Source organism: Allobosea sp. P5_A5 (assembly GCF_056400625.1).
The window spans coordinates 140,601-153,268 of sequence record NZ_JBFUKY010000008.1 but is presented as its reverse complement, the minus strand read 5'-3'; the positions used below and the strand labels follow the sequence as shown (position 1 = coordinate 153,268).

10 protein-coding genes are annotated in these 12,668 nt (G+C 65.8%); 7 read left to right on the top strand and 3 right to left on the bottom strand.

The window, feature by feature from the left end:
• Nucleotides 1-58: 58 nt before the first annotated feature.
• The 7 genes from typA to AC1DR6_RS16665 all read left to right on the top strand — a co-directional run bounded on the left by typA (nt 59) and on the right by AC1DR6_RS16665 (nt 9,924).
• Nucleotides 59-1,882 carry a translational GTPase TypA gene (typA, locus tag AC1DR6_RS16695; RefSeq protein ID WP_476830368.1) on the top strand — a complete coding sequence of 608 codons (1,824 nt, stop codon included), beginning with the start codon at nt 59-61 and terminating at the stop codon, nt 1,880-1,882.
• Nucleotides 1,883-2,020: 138 nt separating this feature from the next.
• The gene (locus AC1DR6_RS16690) at nt 2,021-2,953 is read left to right on the top strand and encodes an aldo/keto reductase (RefSeq protein WP_476830367.1); all 933 of its coding nucleotides are present in this window, start codon (nt 2,021-2,023) and stop codon (nt 2,951-2,953) included.
• A 268-nt stretch (nt 2,954-3,221) separates the two neighbouring features.
• Entirely contained in the window at nt 3,222-6,260 is a 3,039-nt protein-coding gene (polA, locus tag AC1DR6_RS16685; RefSeq protein ID WP_476830366.1) for a DNA polymerase I, read from the top strand.
• Nucleotides 6,261-6,341: 81 nt separating this feature from the next.
• Complete coding sequence (locus tag AC1DR6_RS16680; protein ID WP_476830365.1) at nt 6,342-7,475, top strand: AI-2E family transporter; 1,134 nt, start codon at nt 6,342-6,344, stop codon at nt 7,473-7,475.
• Nucleotides 7,476-7,671: 196 nt separating this feature from the next.
• A complete protein-coding gene (locus AC1DR6_RS16675; protein ID WP_476830364.1) occupies nt 7,672-8,031 on the top strand; it encodes a hypothetical protein in 360 nt (119 codons plus the stop codon).
• A 4-nt stretch (nt 8,032-8,035) separates the two neighbouring features.
• On the top strand, nt 8,036-8,467 hold the full coding sequence (locus AC1DR6_RS16670; RefSeq protein WP_476830363.1) for a hypothetical protein: 432 nt from the start codon (nt 8,036-8,038) through the stop codon (nt 8,465-8,467).
• Between the two features lie 92 nt (nt 8,468-8,559).
• Nucleotides 8,560-9,924, top strand: a complete 1,365-nt coding sequence (locus tag AC1DR6_RS16665) for a sensor histidine kinase (protein WP_476830362.1) — start codon at nt 8,560-8,562, stop codon at nt 9,922-9,924.
• An 18-nt stretch (nt 9,925-9,942) separates the two neighbouring features.
• Here the strand turns inward: AC1DR6_RS16665 and AC1DR6_RS16660 are convergent, their stop codons facing one another.
• The 3 genes from AC1DR6_RS16660 to AC1DR6_RS16650 all read right to left on the bottom strand — a co-directional run bounded on the left by AC1DR6_RS16660 (nt 9,943) and on the right by AC1DR6_RS16650 (nt 12,660).
• Complete coding sequence (locus AC1DR6_RS16660) at nt 9,943-10,800, bottom strand: C40 family peptidase (RefSeq protein WP_476830361.1); 858 nt, start codon at nt 10,798-10,800, stop codon at nt 9,943-9,945.
• Nucleotides 10,801-10,839: 39 nt separating this feature from the next.
• Entirely contained in the window at nt 10,840-11,193 is a 354-nt protein-coding gene (locus AC1DR6_RS16655) for a MarR family transcriptional regulator (RefSeq protein ID WP_476830360.1), read from the bottom strand.
• 81 nt (nt 11,194-11,274) lie between these two features.
• Entirely contained in the window at nt 11,275-12,660 is a 1,386-nt protein-coding gene (locus AC1DR6_RS16650; RefSeq protein ID WP_476830359.1) for a leucyl aminopeptidase family protein, read from the bottom strand.
• Nucleotides 12,661-12,668: the final 8 nt, after the last annotated feature.

The following is a 12,668-nucleotide window of genomic DNA, read 5'->3' as shown; positions in this document are numbered from 1 at the left end:
GCCGGCAGGGCATCGACCCTTGACCGGCCCGTGGCCTTGAAGGCAAGGCCCCTCCCGCATGTCCATGCGCAACATCGCCATCATCGCCCACGTCGACCACGGCAAGACCACGCTCGTCGACAAGCTGCTGCAACAGTCCGGCACCTACCGCGACAACCAGCGCGTCATCGAGCGCGTGATGGACTCCAACGAGCTGGAGAAGGAGCGCGGCATCACCATCCTGGCCAAGGCGACATCGGTCGTCTGGAAGGATACGCGCATCAACATCGTCGACACCCCCGGCCACGCCGATTTCGGCGGCGAGGTCGAGCGCATCCTGAACATGGTCGATTCCGCCATCGTGCTGGTAGACGCCGCCGAAGGCCCGATGCCGCAGACCAAGTTCGTGGTCTCCAAGGCGCTGAAGCTGGGCCTGAAGCCCATCGTCGCGATCAACAAGGTCGACAAGCCCGACGCCCGTACCACCGAAGTCATCAACGAGGTGTTTGACCTCTTCGCCGCGCTCGATGCCACCGACGAGCAGCTCGACTTCCCGATCCTCTACGGTTCGGGCAAGCAGGGCTGGATGGCGCATGATCCGGCCGGCCCGCAGGACCAGGGCCTCGCTCCGATGTACGACCTCATCCTCTCGCATGTGCCCGAGCCGACCGTCGAGGATGGCCCGTTCCGCATGCTGGGCACGCTGCTCGAGGCCAATCCCTATCTCGGCCGCATCATCACCGGCCGCGTCGTGTCGGGCTCGGCCAAGCCGAACCAGACAATCAAGGTTCTTTCGGGTGACGGCAGCGTGGTCGAGAGCGGCCGCATCACCAAGATCCTGGCCTTCCGCGGCCTCGAGCGTACGCCGATCGAAGAGGCCATTCCCGGCGACATCGTCTCCATCGCCGGCCTGGTGAAGGGTTCGGTCGCGGACACTTTCTGCGATCCATCGGTCGAGACCCCGATCAAGGCCCAGCCGATCGATCCGCCGACGGTGTCGATGACCTTCATGGTCAATGATTCCCCGCTGGCGGGCACCGAGGGCGACAAGGTCACCACCCGCGTCATCCGCGACCGTCTCCTGAAGGAGGCTGAGGGCAACGTTGCGCTGAAGATCGAGGAAGCCAAGGACAAGGACAGCTACATCGTCTCGGGCCGCGGCGAATTGCAGCTTGCCATCCTGATCGAGCAGATGCGCCGCGAGGGCTTCGAGCTCGGTGTGTCGCGTCCCCGCGTCGTGCTGCGCCGCGACGAGGCCGGCCAGCTTCTGGAGCCGATCGAGGAGGTCATCATCGACGTCGACGAGGAGCATTCCGGCGTCGTCGTGCAGAAGATGTCGGAGCGCAAGGCCGACATGCTGGAGATGCGTCCCTCCGGCGGCAATCGCCTGCGGCTGGTCTTCCACGCCCCGACGCGTGGCCTCATCGGCTACCAGGGCGAACTGCTGACCGACACGCGCGGCACCGCGATCATGAACCGGCTGTTCCATGCCTATCTCCCCTACAAGGGCGAGATCGGCGGGCGCCGCAACGGCGTGCTGATCGCGATGGAAACCGGCGAGGCCGTGGCCTACGCGCTCTGGAACCTCGAGGATCGCGGCCCGATGATGATCGAGCCCGGTTGGAAGGTCTATCAGGGCATGATCGTCGGCGAGCACACCCGCGAGAACGACCTTGAAGTGAACGTGCTCAAGGGCAAGAAGCTAACCAACATTCGCACCACCTCGAAGGACGAGGCCGTGCGCCTGACCCCGCCGATCCGGATGACGCTGGAGCGCTCGCTGGCCTGGATCGACGACGACGAACTCGTCGAGGTCACGCCGAAGTCGATCCGCCTGCGCAAGGGCGTCCTCGACCCCAACGAGCGCAAGCGCTCGCAGAAGATGAAGGCCGACGTGGCCTGATACCGATGCCCGGGCTCACGCCCGGGCATTTTTGCTTCCGGCCTGCGCTGGGCGCAGCCCGCGATTGACGGCTGCGGCGATTGCCCTGCCGCGCCGGCTCTGGTGCTCTGCGCGCCTGTTCAGGGAAGGACCATCACCATGCAAACCCGTAATCTCGGCCGCTCGGGCCTGCGCGTTTCCCTCGTCGGCCTCGGCTGCAATAATTTCGGCGGGCGCATCGATCTGGAGGCGACGCGCAAGGTTGTCGATGCCGCCATCGAGCATGGCATCACGCTGTTCGATACCGCCGACATCTATGGCGAGAAGGCCGGGTCCGAGACGGCGCTCGGGCAGGTTCTCGGAGACCGGCGCAAGGACATCGTGCTCGCCTCCAAATTCGGCATGAAGATGTTTCATGGCGGCCAGGGGGGCTCGCGCCGCTACATCATGAACGCCGTCGAGGAATCGCTGACGCGGCTGAAGACCGACTGGCTCGACCTCTACCAGTTCCACACGCCGGACCCGCTGACGCCGATCGACGAGACCTTGCGTGCACTGGAAGATCTCGTCACCCAGGGCAAGGTTCGTTATGTCGGCTGCTCCAACATGGTCGCCTGGCAGGTCGCCGATGCGCAGTGGACGGCCCGCGACCTGGGGCTCGGCGGCTTCGCCTCGGCGCAGGACGAATACAGCCTGCTGAAGCGCGGCGCGGAAAAGGACCTGATCCCCGCCTTGGCCCATTATGGCATGGGCCTGCTGCCGTATTTCCCGCTCGCCAACGGAGCCCTCACGGGCAAGTACAAGCGCGGTGCGGCGATGCCGGAAGGCGCCCGGCTGTCGAAGCTGCCGGAACGTGCCGGCCAAATCTTCAGCGAGGACAATTGGCGGCGCATCGAGGGCTTGAGCGCCTTCGCCGAGCAGCGCGGCCACAGCCTCGTCGAACTCGCCTTTTCGTGGCTGGCGGCCCAGCCGGTGGTCTCAAGCGTCATCGCCGGCGCGACCAAGCCCGAGCAGATCGCCGCGAACGTCAAGGCGGCCGACTGGGCATTGACCAAAGAAGAGCTGGCGGCGATCGACACGATCACGGCGTAAGCACACGAACCGCGACATAACCCCTCTCCTGTAAGGAGAGGGGCAGGGGTGAGGTGTCGGGCCTCGGACCAGTGAGGCACTTCCTCACCGCAGCAGCGGTGAGGTTACAGACAGGCGTCCAACGGCCGACCCCTCACCCTGCCCTCTCCCTCCGGGAGAGGGTTCCTCGCACCCCCCCGAACGCGAATTGCCATTCCTGACAGCTTGGCGCGCACCATCTCAGTCTCGCCCATGGACCGCCCGCGCCTGCGCGAATATGGTCCCCGCCATGAGCGACAAAGCCTCCGCCCCCGCGCTGAAACCCGGCGACCACCTGTTTCTGGTCGACGGCTCGAACTTCATCTTTCGGGCCTATTTCCAGTCGATCAATCAGGACCGGAAATATAACGTCCGGTCTGACGGACTTCCCTCAGGTGCGGTGCGGCTGTTCGCGACGAAGCTGTTCCAGTTCGTGCGCGAGGGCGTGCTCGGCGTCAGGCCGACACATCTCGCGATCATCTTCGACAAGTCGGAGAACTCGTTCCGCAAGGCGATCTATCCCGCCTACAAGGGCAACCGCTCCGATCCGCCGGCCGATCTCATTCCGCAATTCCCGCTGATGCGGGAGGCTGTGCGGGCCTTCGGGCTGATCCCGGTGGAGCAGGATGTCTATGAGGCCGACGATCTGATCGCGACCTATGCGAAACAGGCCCGCGAGGCCGGCGCGGATGTGCTGATCGTCTCCGCCGACAAGGATCTGATGCAGCTCGTGGGGCCCGGCGTCGCGATGTACGACCCGGCCTCCGGCGACCAGAAGAAGGGCGCGGGCTTCCGCGCCGAGCGCCGCATCGGAGAGCCCGAGGTCGTCGAATATTTCGGCGTGATGCCAAATAAGGTCACGGATGTGCAGGCGCTGGCGGGCGACGCCACCGACAACGTTCCCGGCGCGCCCGGCATCGGCATCAAGACGGCGGCCCAGCTCATCGGCGAATATGGCGACCTCGAAACGCTGCTGGCCCGCGCGGGCGAGATCAAGCAGCCCAAACGCCGCGAAACCCTGACCAATCCCGACGTCGTCGAGAAGGTCCGCATCTCGCACAAGCTCGTCACGCTGGTCGATGACGTAAAGGTCGAGACACCGCTGGAACATCTCACGCTGGACCAGCCCGACCCCGCCAGGCTCGTCGCCTTCCTCAAGGCGATGGAGTTCACCACCATCACAAAGCGCGTCGCCGAGGCCTATGAGGCCGATATCGGCGCGATCGAGGCCGACCCTGTGCTGGCGCCGGGTGGGTCGCGAGCTGCCGAGCTGAAGGCGCTTTATGCCGGCGCCGACGCGATCGAGGATGCGGTCTCCGACATCGCTTCGGTCGCGCCCTCGGCCGGCGCGACGTTGGCCGAGGCTGCCGGCGGCGAAGGCGGCTGGATGGCGCCGGCTCATCTTGCCGCGACGCGGAAGAACGAGGCTACCTCAAGCAAGGTCGACCGCTCCGGCTACGAATGCGTGCGCACGCTCGCCGATCTCGAACGCTGGATCGGCTGGGGTTATGAAACCGGCCAGGTTGCCCTGAAGATCCGGGCGAATTCGCTCGATCCGATGCAGGCGGATCTCGTCGGCCTTTCGCTGGCGGTCGCCCCCAACAAGGCGTGCTACATCCCGCTCCAGCACCGGGCGGGCAGCGGCGGTCTTTTCGACGACGGTCTGCAGCCGGAGCAGATACCGCTTGCCCAGGCCGCCGCGGCCCTGAAGCCGCTTCTCGGCGATCCCGGCGTCCTGAAGATCGGCCACAACCTGAAGTCGGATCTCCTCGTGCTGGAGCGGCACGGGCTGCCGCTTCGCGCGATCGAAGACACGATGTTGATGTCCTACGCGCTTGATGCCGGCACCAATGCCCATGGCCTCGAGAGGCTCGCGGAGCTCCATCTCGGGCATGAGACGATCCCCTATGCCCAGATCGTCGGCACCGGCAAGGCACAGCTCAGCTTCGACAAGGTGTCGCTCGACAAGGCGGCCGATTTTGCCGCCGAGGACGCCGACATCACGCTGCGGCTTTGGAAGGCCCTCAAGCCGCGCCTTGTCGCCGAGCGCAAGACGACCGTCTACGAGACCCTCGAACGGCCGCTGATCGAGGTTTTGGCCCGGATGGAGCGGCGTGGCATCGCCATCGATCGGCAGATCCTCTCGCGGCTTTCCGGCGATTTCGCGCAGGTGCTCGCCCGGCTGGAGGACGAGATTTACGAGACGGCCGGAGAGAAATTCACGATCGGCAGTCCCAAGCAGCTCGGCGACATTCTCTTCGGCCGGATGGGGCTGGCCGGCGCCAAGAAGACCGCGACCGGCCAATGGGCGACAGGCGCTGGCGTGCTGGAGGAGCTGGCCGAGCAGGGTCATCCGCTGCCGTCGAAGATTCTGGAATGGCGCCAGCTGTCCAAGCTGAAATCGACCTATACCGATTCGCTGCCGACCTATGTGAACCCGCAGACCAATCGGCTCCACACCTCGTTTGCGCTCGCGGCGACCACGACGGGGCGGCTCTCGTCATCCGAGCCGAACCTGCAGAACATCCCCATCCGCACCGAGGCCGGCCGCAAGATCAGGACCGCCTTCGTGCCCGAGAAGGGCTTCAAGCTCGTCTCGGCCGACTACAGCCAGATCGAGCTGCGCCTTCTCGCCCATATCGCCGAGATCCCCCAACTTCGGCAGGCCTTTGCGGAGGGGATCGATATTCATGCGATGACGGCGTCCGAGATGTTCGGCGTGCCGGTGCAGGGCATGCCGAGCGAGGTGCGCAGGCGGGCCAAAGCGATCAATTTCGGCATCATCTACGGCATCTCCGCCTTTGGCCTTGCCAACCAGCTCGGCATCGGGCGGGAGGAGGCTGGCGCCTATATCCGCAAGTATTTCGAGCGCTTCCCCGGCATCCGCGACTACATGGACCAGACCAAAACCTATGTCCGCGCGCATGGAAAGGTCACCACGCTGTTCGGCCGCGTCTGTCATTTTCCGGCGGTCTCGTCCCGGAACCCGTCCGAGCGCGCCTTCGTCGAACGACAGGCGATCAATGCGCCGATCCAGGGTTCCGCCGCCGACATCATCCGCCGTGCCATGACGCGCATGGACGCCGCGCTGGAAGCCGAGCGGCTCAACGCCCGTATGCTGCTGCAGGTTCATGACGAGCTCGTCTTCGAGGTGCCCGATGACGAGGTAGAGAAGACGCTGCCCGTGATCACGCGCGTCATGGTCGAGGCCCCGCATCCGGCGGTGCAATTGCGTGTTCCGCTGGCCGTCGAGGCGCGCGCCGCCGGCAATTGGGACGAGGCTCATTGACGTTGGTGGAACCGCTGCAACCTGTGCGCGTTCCATGCCGGACGCGCACTAAGCGCGGATAGCGCGCCGGGATCACGCCATATGCTCACCTCCTCGGCCTGGCGGCCGTTTCCACGCTATATGGCGACGCCCGACAACGTCGAGGAACAGGCGAGCGGCGATGTCACGCCCTACGAGCACGATCTGATCCTGCGCTACGCGATCGTCGGTATCTTCGTCATCCTTTTCACCGCCGCGCTTTCCATGATGAAGGTCATCGCCATTCCGGTGACCGCAGGCGTGATCTTTGGCCTGGTTCTCGGCCCGCTGGTCGATTGGATGGTCCGTCACCGCGTGCCCCAGCATCTCGCCGCGGCGCTCGTGGTGCTGCTTTTCATCGCTGTCCTGATGATCGCGATCGGCGTTCTGGCTGTGCCCGTCGCGGCATGGAGCGACCAGGGTCCGGCCATGGCGACGGCTCTGAAGACCAAGCTGTCGGGCGTCTTCGCCTTCGTGGAACAGTTCCAGCGCGGCCTTGCCGGGATGACGGGGCATGGCGGGGACATCAGCGTCCAGCAAGGCAATCCGCTGATGGACATCGCCATGTCATCCTCGGCCGCCGCAGGAGGCCTGCTGCTGTTCGTCGCGACCATCTATTTCTGGCTTGCGACGCGGCGCCACCTCAAGGCGCGCATCCTGCGTTTGTGCCTGGGTCGCAGCGCCCGCAAATCGGCAGGCTCCTTCTTTGAACAGATCGAGGAGCGGGTCGCGCGCTATTTTGCGCTGGTGACGGTGATCAATTTCGGCATGGGCGTGCTGGCCACCCTGATCGCCTGGTTCGCGGGCATGCCCTTTCCGATCTTTTGGGGTGCGCTGGCGTTTCTGCTGAACTTCCTTGCCTTCATCGGCCCGGTGATCGTCGCCGTCATGTTTTTTGCGGGGGCCTTGCTGGATGCGCCCTCGCTGCTAGCGGCACTCTGGCCGGCGGCGGCCTATTACGGCCTGCATCTGATCGAGGGAAATGTGGTGACGCCGATGTTCGTCGGCTCCCGTCTAACGATCTCGCCCTTCTTGGTCTTTATCGGCTTCATCTTCTGGCTTTGGCTGTGGGGCCCGATCGGCGCGGTGCTGGCCACGCCGATCGTCATCGTCGGAATGGTGGCGCAGGAAGAGTTCGCCCATTACCGTCTCGAAAAGGCGAAGGAGGAGGCCGAGTCCGAGCCCGCCACCGCTTAGCATTCCATGGCCTCGGCGCCGCAAGCGAAGGGCCTGCTCGACTTTGAACCGGCCGGAAGCGATTTCGTCCGATCCGACCTCAATCGGAACCGAACCCTGTTCACTGCGTTAGCCGATTGCGGCGGTGGGCCCCTTGCGGCACGGGCCTTGTCTCGACACGATCACAATCCAATCGAACCGACAGGAAACGATCCTCATGGCCACCACCGAATCGGCGAAGCAACAGGCCACCGCCGCTGCCAAGAGCGCCAAGGACCACATCGAAAGCGGCGTGGAAGAGGTCAAGGCCGAGGCCAAGCGTGCCGGTACCCAGGCGAAGGGCCAGGCCAGCGCGCTCGAGGACACGCTGGTCCGCAGCGCCGAGGACATGGTCGCCACGGTCAGCGACCGGCTGCGTTCGGTCGGCGTCGATGCTGATCGCATGGTCGATGTCGCCAAGGAACAGGCCTCGGAGCTGCAGCAGATGATCGAGGACGAGATCCGCGACCGGCCGTTGCGGGTCCTGGGCCTGGCGGCGGCCGTCGGCCTTTTCGTCGGCTACATCTCGGCGCGTTGAACCCATGATCGGGGGGATCGGATCCTATATCGCCTCGGAGATCTCCGGGACGGTCAAGCGCAACGTCACCATCTACGGGTTGTTCGCGCTGACCGGGCTGTTGGGCTTATGTGCGATCGGCTACGCCTTGAGCGCTCTTCATACGGTGCTGGCGCTGCGTTTCGGACCGGTCGCGGCGAGCCTTTGGATCGCAGGCGGCCTGGCCGTGGCTGCTGCGATCTCGCTCGGGACGGCGCTCTATCTCAAGAACCGGAAGCGCCCTTCGCGTCCGATCCCGGCAAGCGCTGCTTTTGCCGCCGCGCCCATCGCTGCCAAGCTCGTCACCTCGCGGATCGGCTGGCGTGTGGCGGCCCTGGGAGGAATTGCCGTTCTAGGCACGATCCTGGGGCGTCAGCTTTTTTCAGGCGGCGGTCAGGACGACGATTTCGACGCTTGAAAGATAGCAGGCCGCAGCGTGACATTGCGGCCTGTCATTTTACATAGGGAATCGGCCATGCTGTGTTTAACACGGTGGCCATGTCGGATCAGGTGAGACCCCGCAGAACGTCGCCGCTCGTTGCCTTGCCCGTGCTCGGCGCCAGGCTCCGTTCGGCGACAGCGACGATTATCGCCATCGCGGTGGTCGCGGTGGCGATCGTGCTCGCCGCCTGGATCAACCGGGAAGCGCGGATCGCGGCCGACCTCGTCTCGCACGCCATCGAAATCCGTGAGCGCGCCGAACGCTTCCTGGGGCGCCTTCGCGATGCCGAGACCGGCCAGCGCGGGTTCCTGCTCACCGGCCAGGTCGCATACCTCCAGCCCTTCGCCGACGGCAGTGCTGAAGCGGGGCCGGAGCTCGATATCCTCGAATCCCTGGTCGCTCGCGACGCCGAGCAGAAATCACGCGTCGAGAGCCTGCGGCAGAACATGCGGGTGAAGCTCGCCGAACTCGGCCGCACGATCGAACTCGAGCGCTCGGGACGGCGTGACGAAGCCATTTCCTTTGTGCGGGACGGGCCCGGCATCGTCGCGATGAATGCGATCCGCGACACCGTGCTCGATGTTCAAAGGGTCGAGAACGCGCGGCTGCTGTCGCTTTACCGCAGCGAGGAGCGCCGCCGGCTCTGGGGCAGCATCGGCATCGTGATCGCGCTCGCCGGCCTTGCCTTCGCCGCCTGGCAGCAGCTGCGCAGCCGCCAGCGCCGCAGCGCAGCCCTCGCCCTCAGCAATGCCGAGCTGGAGCGGATCGTCAGCGAGCGCACCCGCCAGCTCGAGAGCGAGCAGTTGCGCATGGAGGCGCTGCTGCGCGACGTCAATCACCGCGTCGGCAACAACCTCGCCATGGTTTCGGCGCTGCTGAACGTTCAGAGCCGGCAGAGCCCGGAGCCTGCGGTGAAAGCTGCGCTGGTCCAGGCGCAGTCGCGCATCCAGGCGATCGCCGCCGGCCAGCGCCGTTTGCGGCTCGATCTCGAAACTGACGAGATCGACGCCAGGCCCTATATGGAGGATCTGCTTGCCGAGATCGGCAAGGCTGCGGAAGGCCGGCCGATCGCGCTCGATCTTCAGATGGAGACGATCCGGCTCCCCGGGCGGGATGCGGTGTCCTTCGTGGTGATCGTCAACGAACTCGTCACCAACGCGATCAAGCACGCCTTTCCCGACGACATGGCGGGGTGCATCACGCTCCGCTTCGAGCCCGTCCATTCGGATGGCGCGCCGGCGCTGCTGATGAGCGTCGAAGATGACGGGGTCGGCATGCCCCAGGACATCAAGAGCAAGGGCCTGGGCCAGACGGTGATTGCGAGCCTGATGCGCAGCATGCGGGCAACGATGACGGTCGAGCCGCTACGGCCGGGTGAGGCCCGCCCCGGCACCTGCGTGAAGATACTGTTCCCGAAGCGCGAGCTGGCCTGAAGCCGGGCTACCTCGCTGTCAGCTCAAGCGCCGGATCTGGGTGATGGCGCCGAAGCTCCTGTCCCGGATTCGATCACGCGCCTCCGCCAGCGGTTCGCGATGCACGTCCATCGTATGACCATTGGCGTGCAGCAGTGTCTTGGCATCGGTCAGGATGCCGACATGGCCCTTCCAGAACACGACGTCGCCGCGCGTCAGACCGGCAAGGCTCTCGTCATGCGCGACCGATGTACCCACCGAACCCTCGAGCTGGTCGGAATCGCGGGGCGCGGGAATACCGGCTGCCGCAAGAGCGAGCTGCACCAGGCCCGAGCAGTCCAGCCCGAGGCTGGTCTTGCCGCCCCATAAATAGGGCACACCGAGAAAACGCTCGGCCACCGCGACGAAATCCAGCTCAGGCTGGTCGAGCGGCGCGAGATGGCGGGCGAAGACATGGCCGCCATCGGCCAGCAGGACAAAATCTCCGCGTTCCGCCACGACGGCAACGCCGGCGCCGAGCGAAAGCGCCGCGATCGGCGGGAGCTTGATCGACGGCCCGGGGTAGATGAAGGTCCGCAACGCGCCCACGCGATGGCTCGGCGCGGGAACCTCCGCCCGCAAGGCGTCGTCCGGCAGGTAGCCGACATAGCCGTCGGCGGAAAGCTGTGCCCAGGCCCAGCCTTCAAGGCGTTCATAGACCTGCACGAGTTCACCTTGCAGCGCCTCGGTGTCGAGCGCGGCATCCGGCCGTGGTACACGGCGCAGGGGCGCTGCGGGCGCGACGACGCGCATCGCGACGGGCTCGGCGAAGCGCGCAGCTTCGATCTGCCCGCGCAGATGGCTGGCGGCGAGATCGCTTCGGAAGGCATTGAGGCGTCGGTCGAGAATCGCTGTCATGGCCGCAGAATAGCGCTTCGTCTCGTCCGGTGGGAGGCCTCAGCTGCCGCCGATCTCCCGAGCCCGCTCGGTCACGAGATCGGCCAGGCGCTCGACCGCAAGGGCGCCTGCGACCGTGCGCTGGATCACCACGTTGCGCCGGTCAGCCTCGTCGCGTTTGCGAGTGAGGAGGCCGAGCTTGCCAAGCGTGTCCAGCGCGCGGGTGATGACGGGTTTGGTGACGCCGAGTTGCTGCGCCAGCCCACGCACCGTATGCGGAGGCAGTTCCAGATACACCGTGAGCAGGATCGCGGTCTGGCGCGCCGAAAGATCCGCCTGCCCGTCGCGAACAAGGTCGAGATGCACCTGCCGCCACAATTTCAGGGCATGCGACGGCCTGATCTCCAACGGCATAAAGATGACGTGTCCTGATCGTTACGGACCCGTATCATTAGCCTGCCTCGGCTCAGGCGCAATCGCCTTCGACCGGCAGCCTTAACCGGCGGGGTAAAGCTGCCGGGCCAACGCATAGATCAGCCGCGCTCCCTGGCACTCGCCACCCTCCGGCCGGCCGGGCCTGGATGAGGCATTCCAGCCATAGATGTCGAAATGGGCATAGGACAGGGTGCGTTCGACGAAACGGTTCAGGAACAGCGCGGCCGTCACCGAGCCCGCCATGGCACCGCCCGAGACATGGTTCACCTGCGCGATCTTCGAATCGAGCATGGTTTCATAGGGAGCCCAGAGCGGCAGGCGCCAGACCGGGTCGTTCACGGCCATGCCGATGCGAGCGATCTCGGCGGCCAGGCCTTCGTCATGTGTATAGAAAGGCGGCAGTTCGGGCCCGAGCGCCGTGCGTGCGGCGCCGGTCAAGGTCGCGAAATCGATCAGCAGCTCCGGCGCTTCCTCGTCCGCCAGCGCCAGGGCGTCCGCCAGGATGAGGCGGCCTTCGGCATCCGTATTGCCGATCTCGACGCTGATGCCTTTCCGGCTCGCCAGCACGTCGCCTGGACGGAAGGCAGAGCCCGAGATCGCATTCTCGACCGCGGGCACGAGCAGCCGCAGCCGCACAGGCAGCTTCGCCAGCATGATCATCCGCGCCGCCGCGATCGCCGCCGCCGCGCCGCCCATATCCTTCTTCATCAGGAGCATCGACGCCGGTGGCTTGATGTCGAGCCCGCCGGTGTCGAAGGCCACGCCCTTGCCGACGAGGGTGAGCTTGGGATGCGCCGGGTTGCCCCAGCGCAGGTCGATGAGGCGCGGTGCACGCGGCGACGCACGCCCGACCGCATGGATCATCGGAAAGTTCCGGTCGAGCAGCGCGTCTCCGACGATGCTGACGACCTCGGCGCTGGTTTCCTCGGCCAGGGTGCGGATCGCGGCTTCGATCTCGTCCGGGCCCATATCGTTGGCCGGGGTATTGATCAGGTCGCGTGCCAGAGCGACGGAGCTGGCGATACGAGAAATCTCCATTCCATCGACACCATCGGGCGGCGACAATCTTGCCTGCGGCGGCGTAGCGACACGGTATCTGTCGAAACGATAGCCCTGAAGCAGCCAGCCAAGCACGGCCAGGTCCGGATCGCTGATCTCGCCGGCCAGGCGGTAGTGGCCTTCCGGCAATTGCGCAGCCAGCCGGGCGGCGACGAAGGGGTCGCGTCGCCTGCCGGACCCGCCGATCCCGAGGAGGACCGCAGAGAGGGTGCCTGTGGCGTCGGGCAGCAGGCAATGCTGGTTTCCGCGTCCTGCGAAGTCCTGCGCCTCGGCGAAGACAGCCTGCGCCGGGGGCAGACTGCGACACAGCTCCGGCCATTTGGCGGGCGAAACGACATGGATCGGAATGGCGTCGGTGGAGGCCGAGAGAAGAGGGTGCACGGTCATGGCCTGGA

Coding starts and splice junctions, on each gene's coding strand:
- typA (WP_476830368.1), top strand. CDS start 59: ATGTCCATGCGCAACATCGCCATCATCGCCCACGTCGACCACGGCAAG.
- AC1DR6_RS16690 (WP_476830367.1), top strand. CDS start 2,021: ATGCAAACCCGTAATCTCGGCCGCTCGGGCCTGCGCGTTTCCCTCGTC.
- polA (WP_476830366.1), top strand. CDS start 3,222: ATGAGCGACAAAGCCTCCGCCCCCGCGCTGAAACCCGGCGACCACCTG.
- AC1DR6_RS16680 (WP_476830365.1), top strand. CDS start 6,342: ATGCTCACCTCCTCGGCCTGGCGGCCGTTTCCACGCTATATGGCGACG.
- AC1DR6_RS16675 (WP_476830364.1), top strand. CDS start 7,672: ATGGCCACCACCGAATCGGCGAAGCAACAGGCCACCGCCGCTGCCAAG.
- AC1DR6_RS16670 (WP_476830363.1), top strand. CDS start 8,036: ATGATCGGGGGGATCGGATCCTATATCGCCTCGGAGATCTCCGGGACG.
- AC1DR6_RS16660 (WP_476830361.1), bottom strand. CDS start 10,800: ATGACAGCGATTCTCGACCGACGCCTCAATGCCTTCCGAAGCGATCTC.
- AC1DR6_RS16655 (WP_476830360.1), bottom strand. CDS start 11,193: ATGCCGTTGGAGATCAGGCCGTCGCATGCCCTGAAATTGTGGCGGCAG.
- AC1DR6_RS16650 (WP_476830359.1), bottom strand. CDS start 12,660: ATGACCGTGCACCCTCTTCTCTCGGCCTCCACCGACGCCATTCCGATC.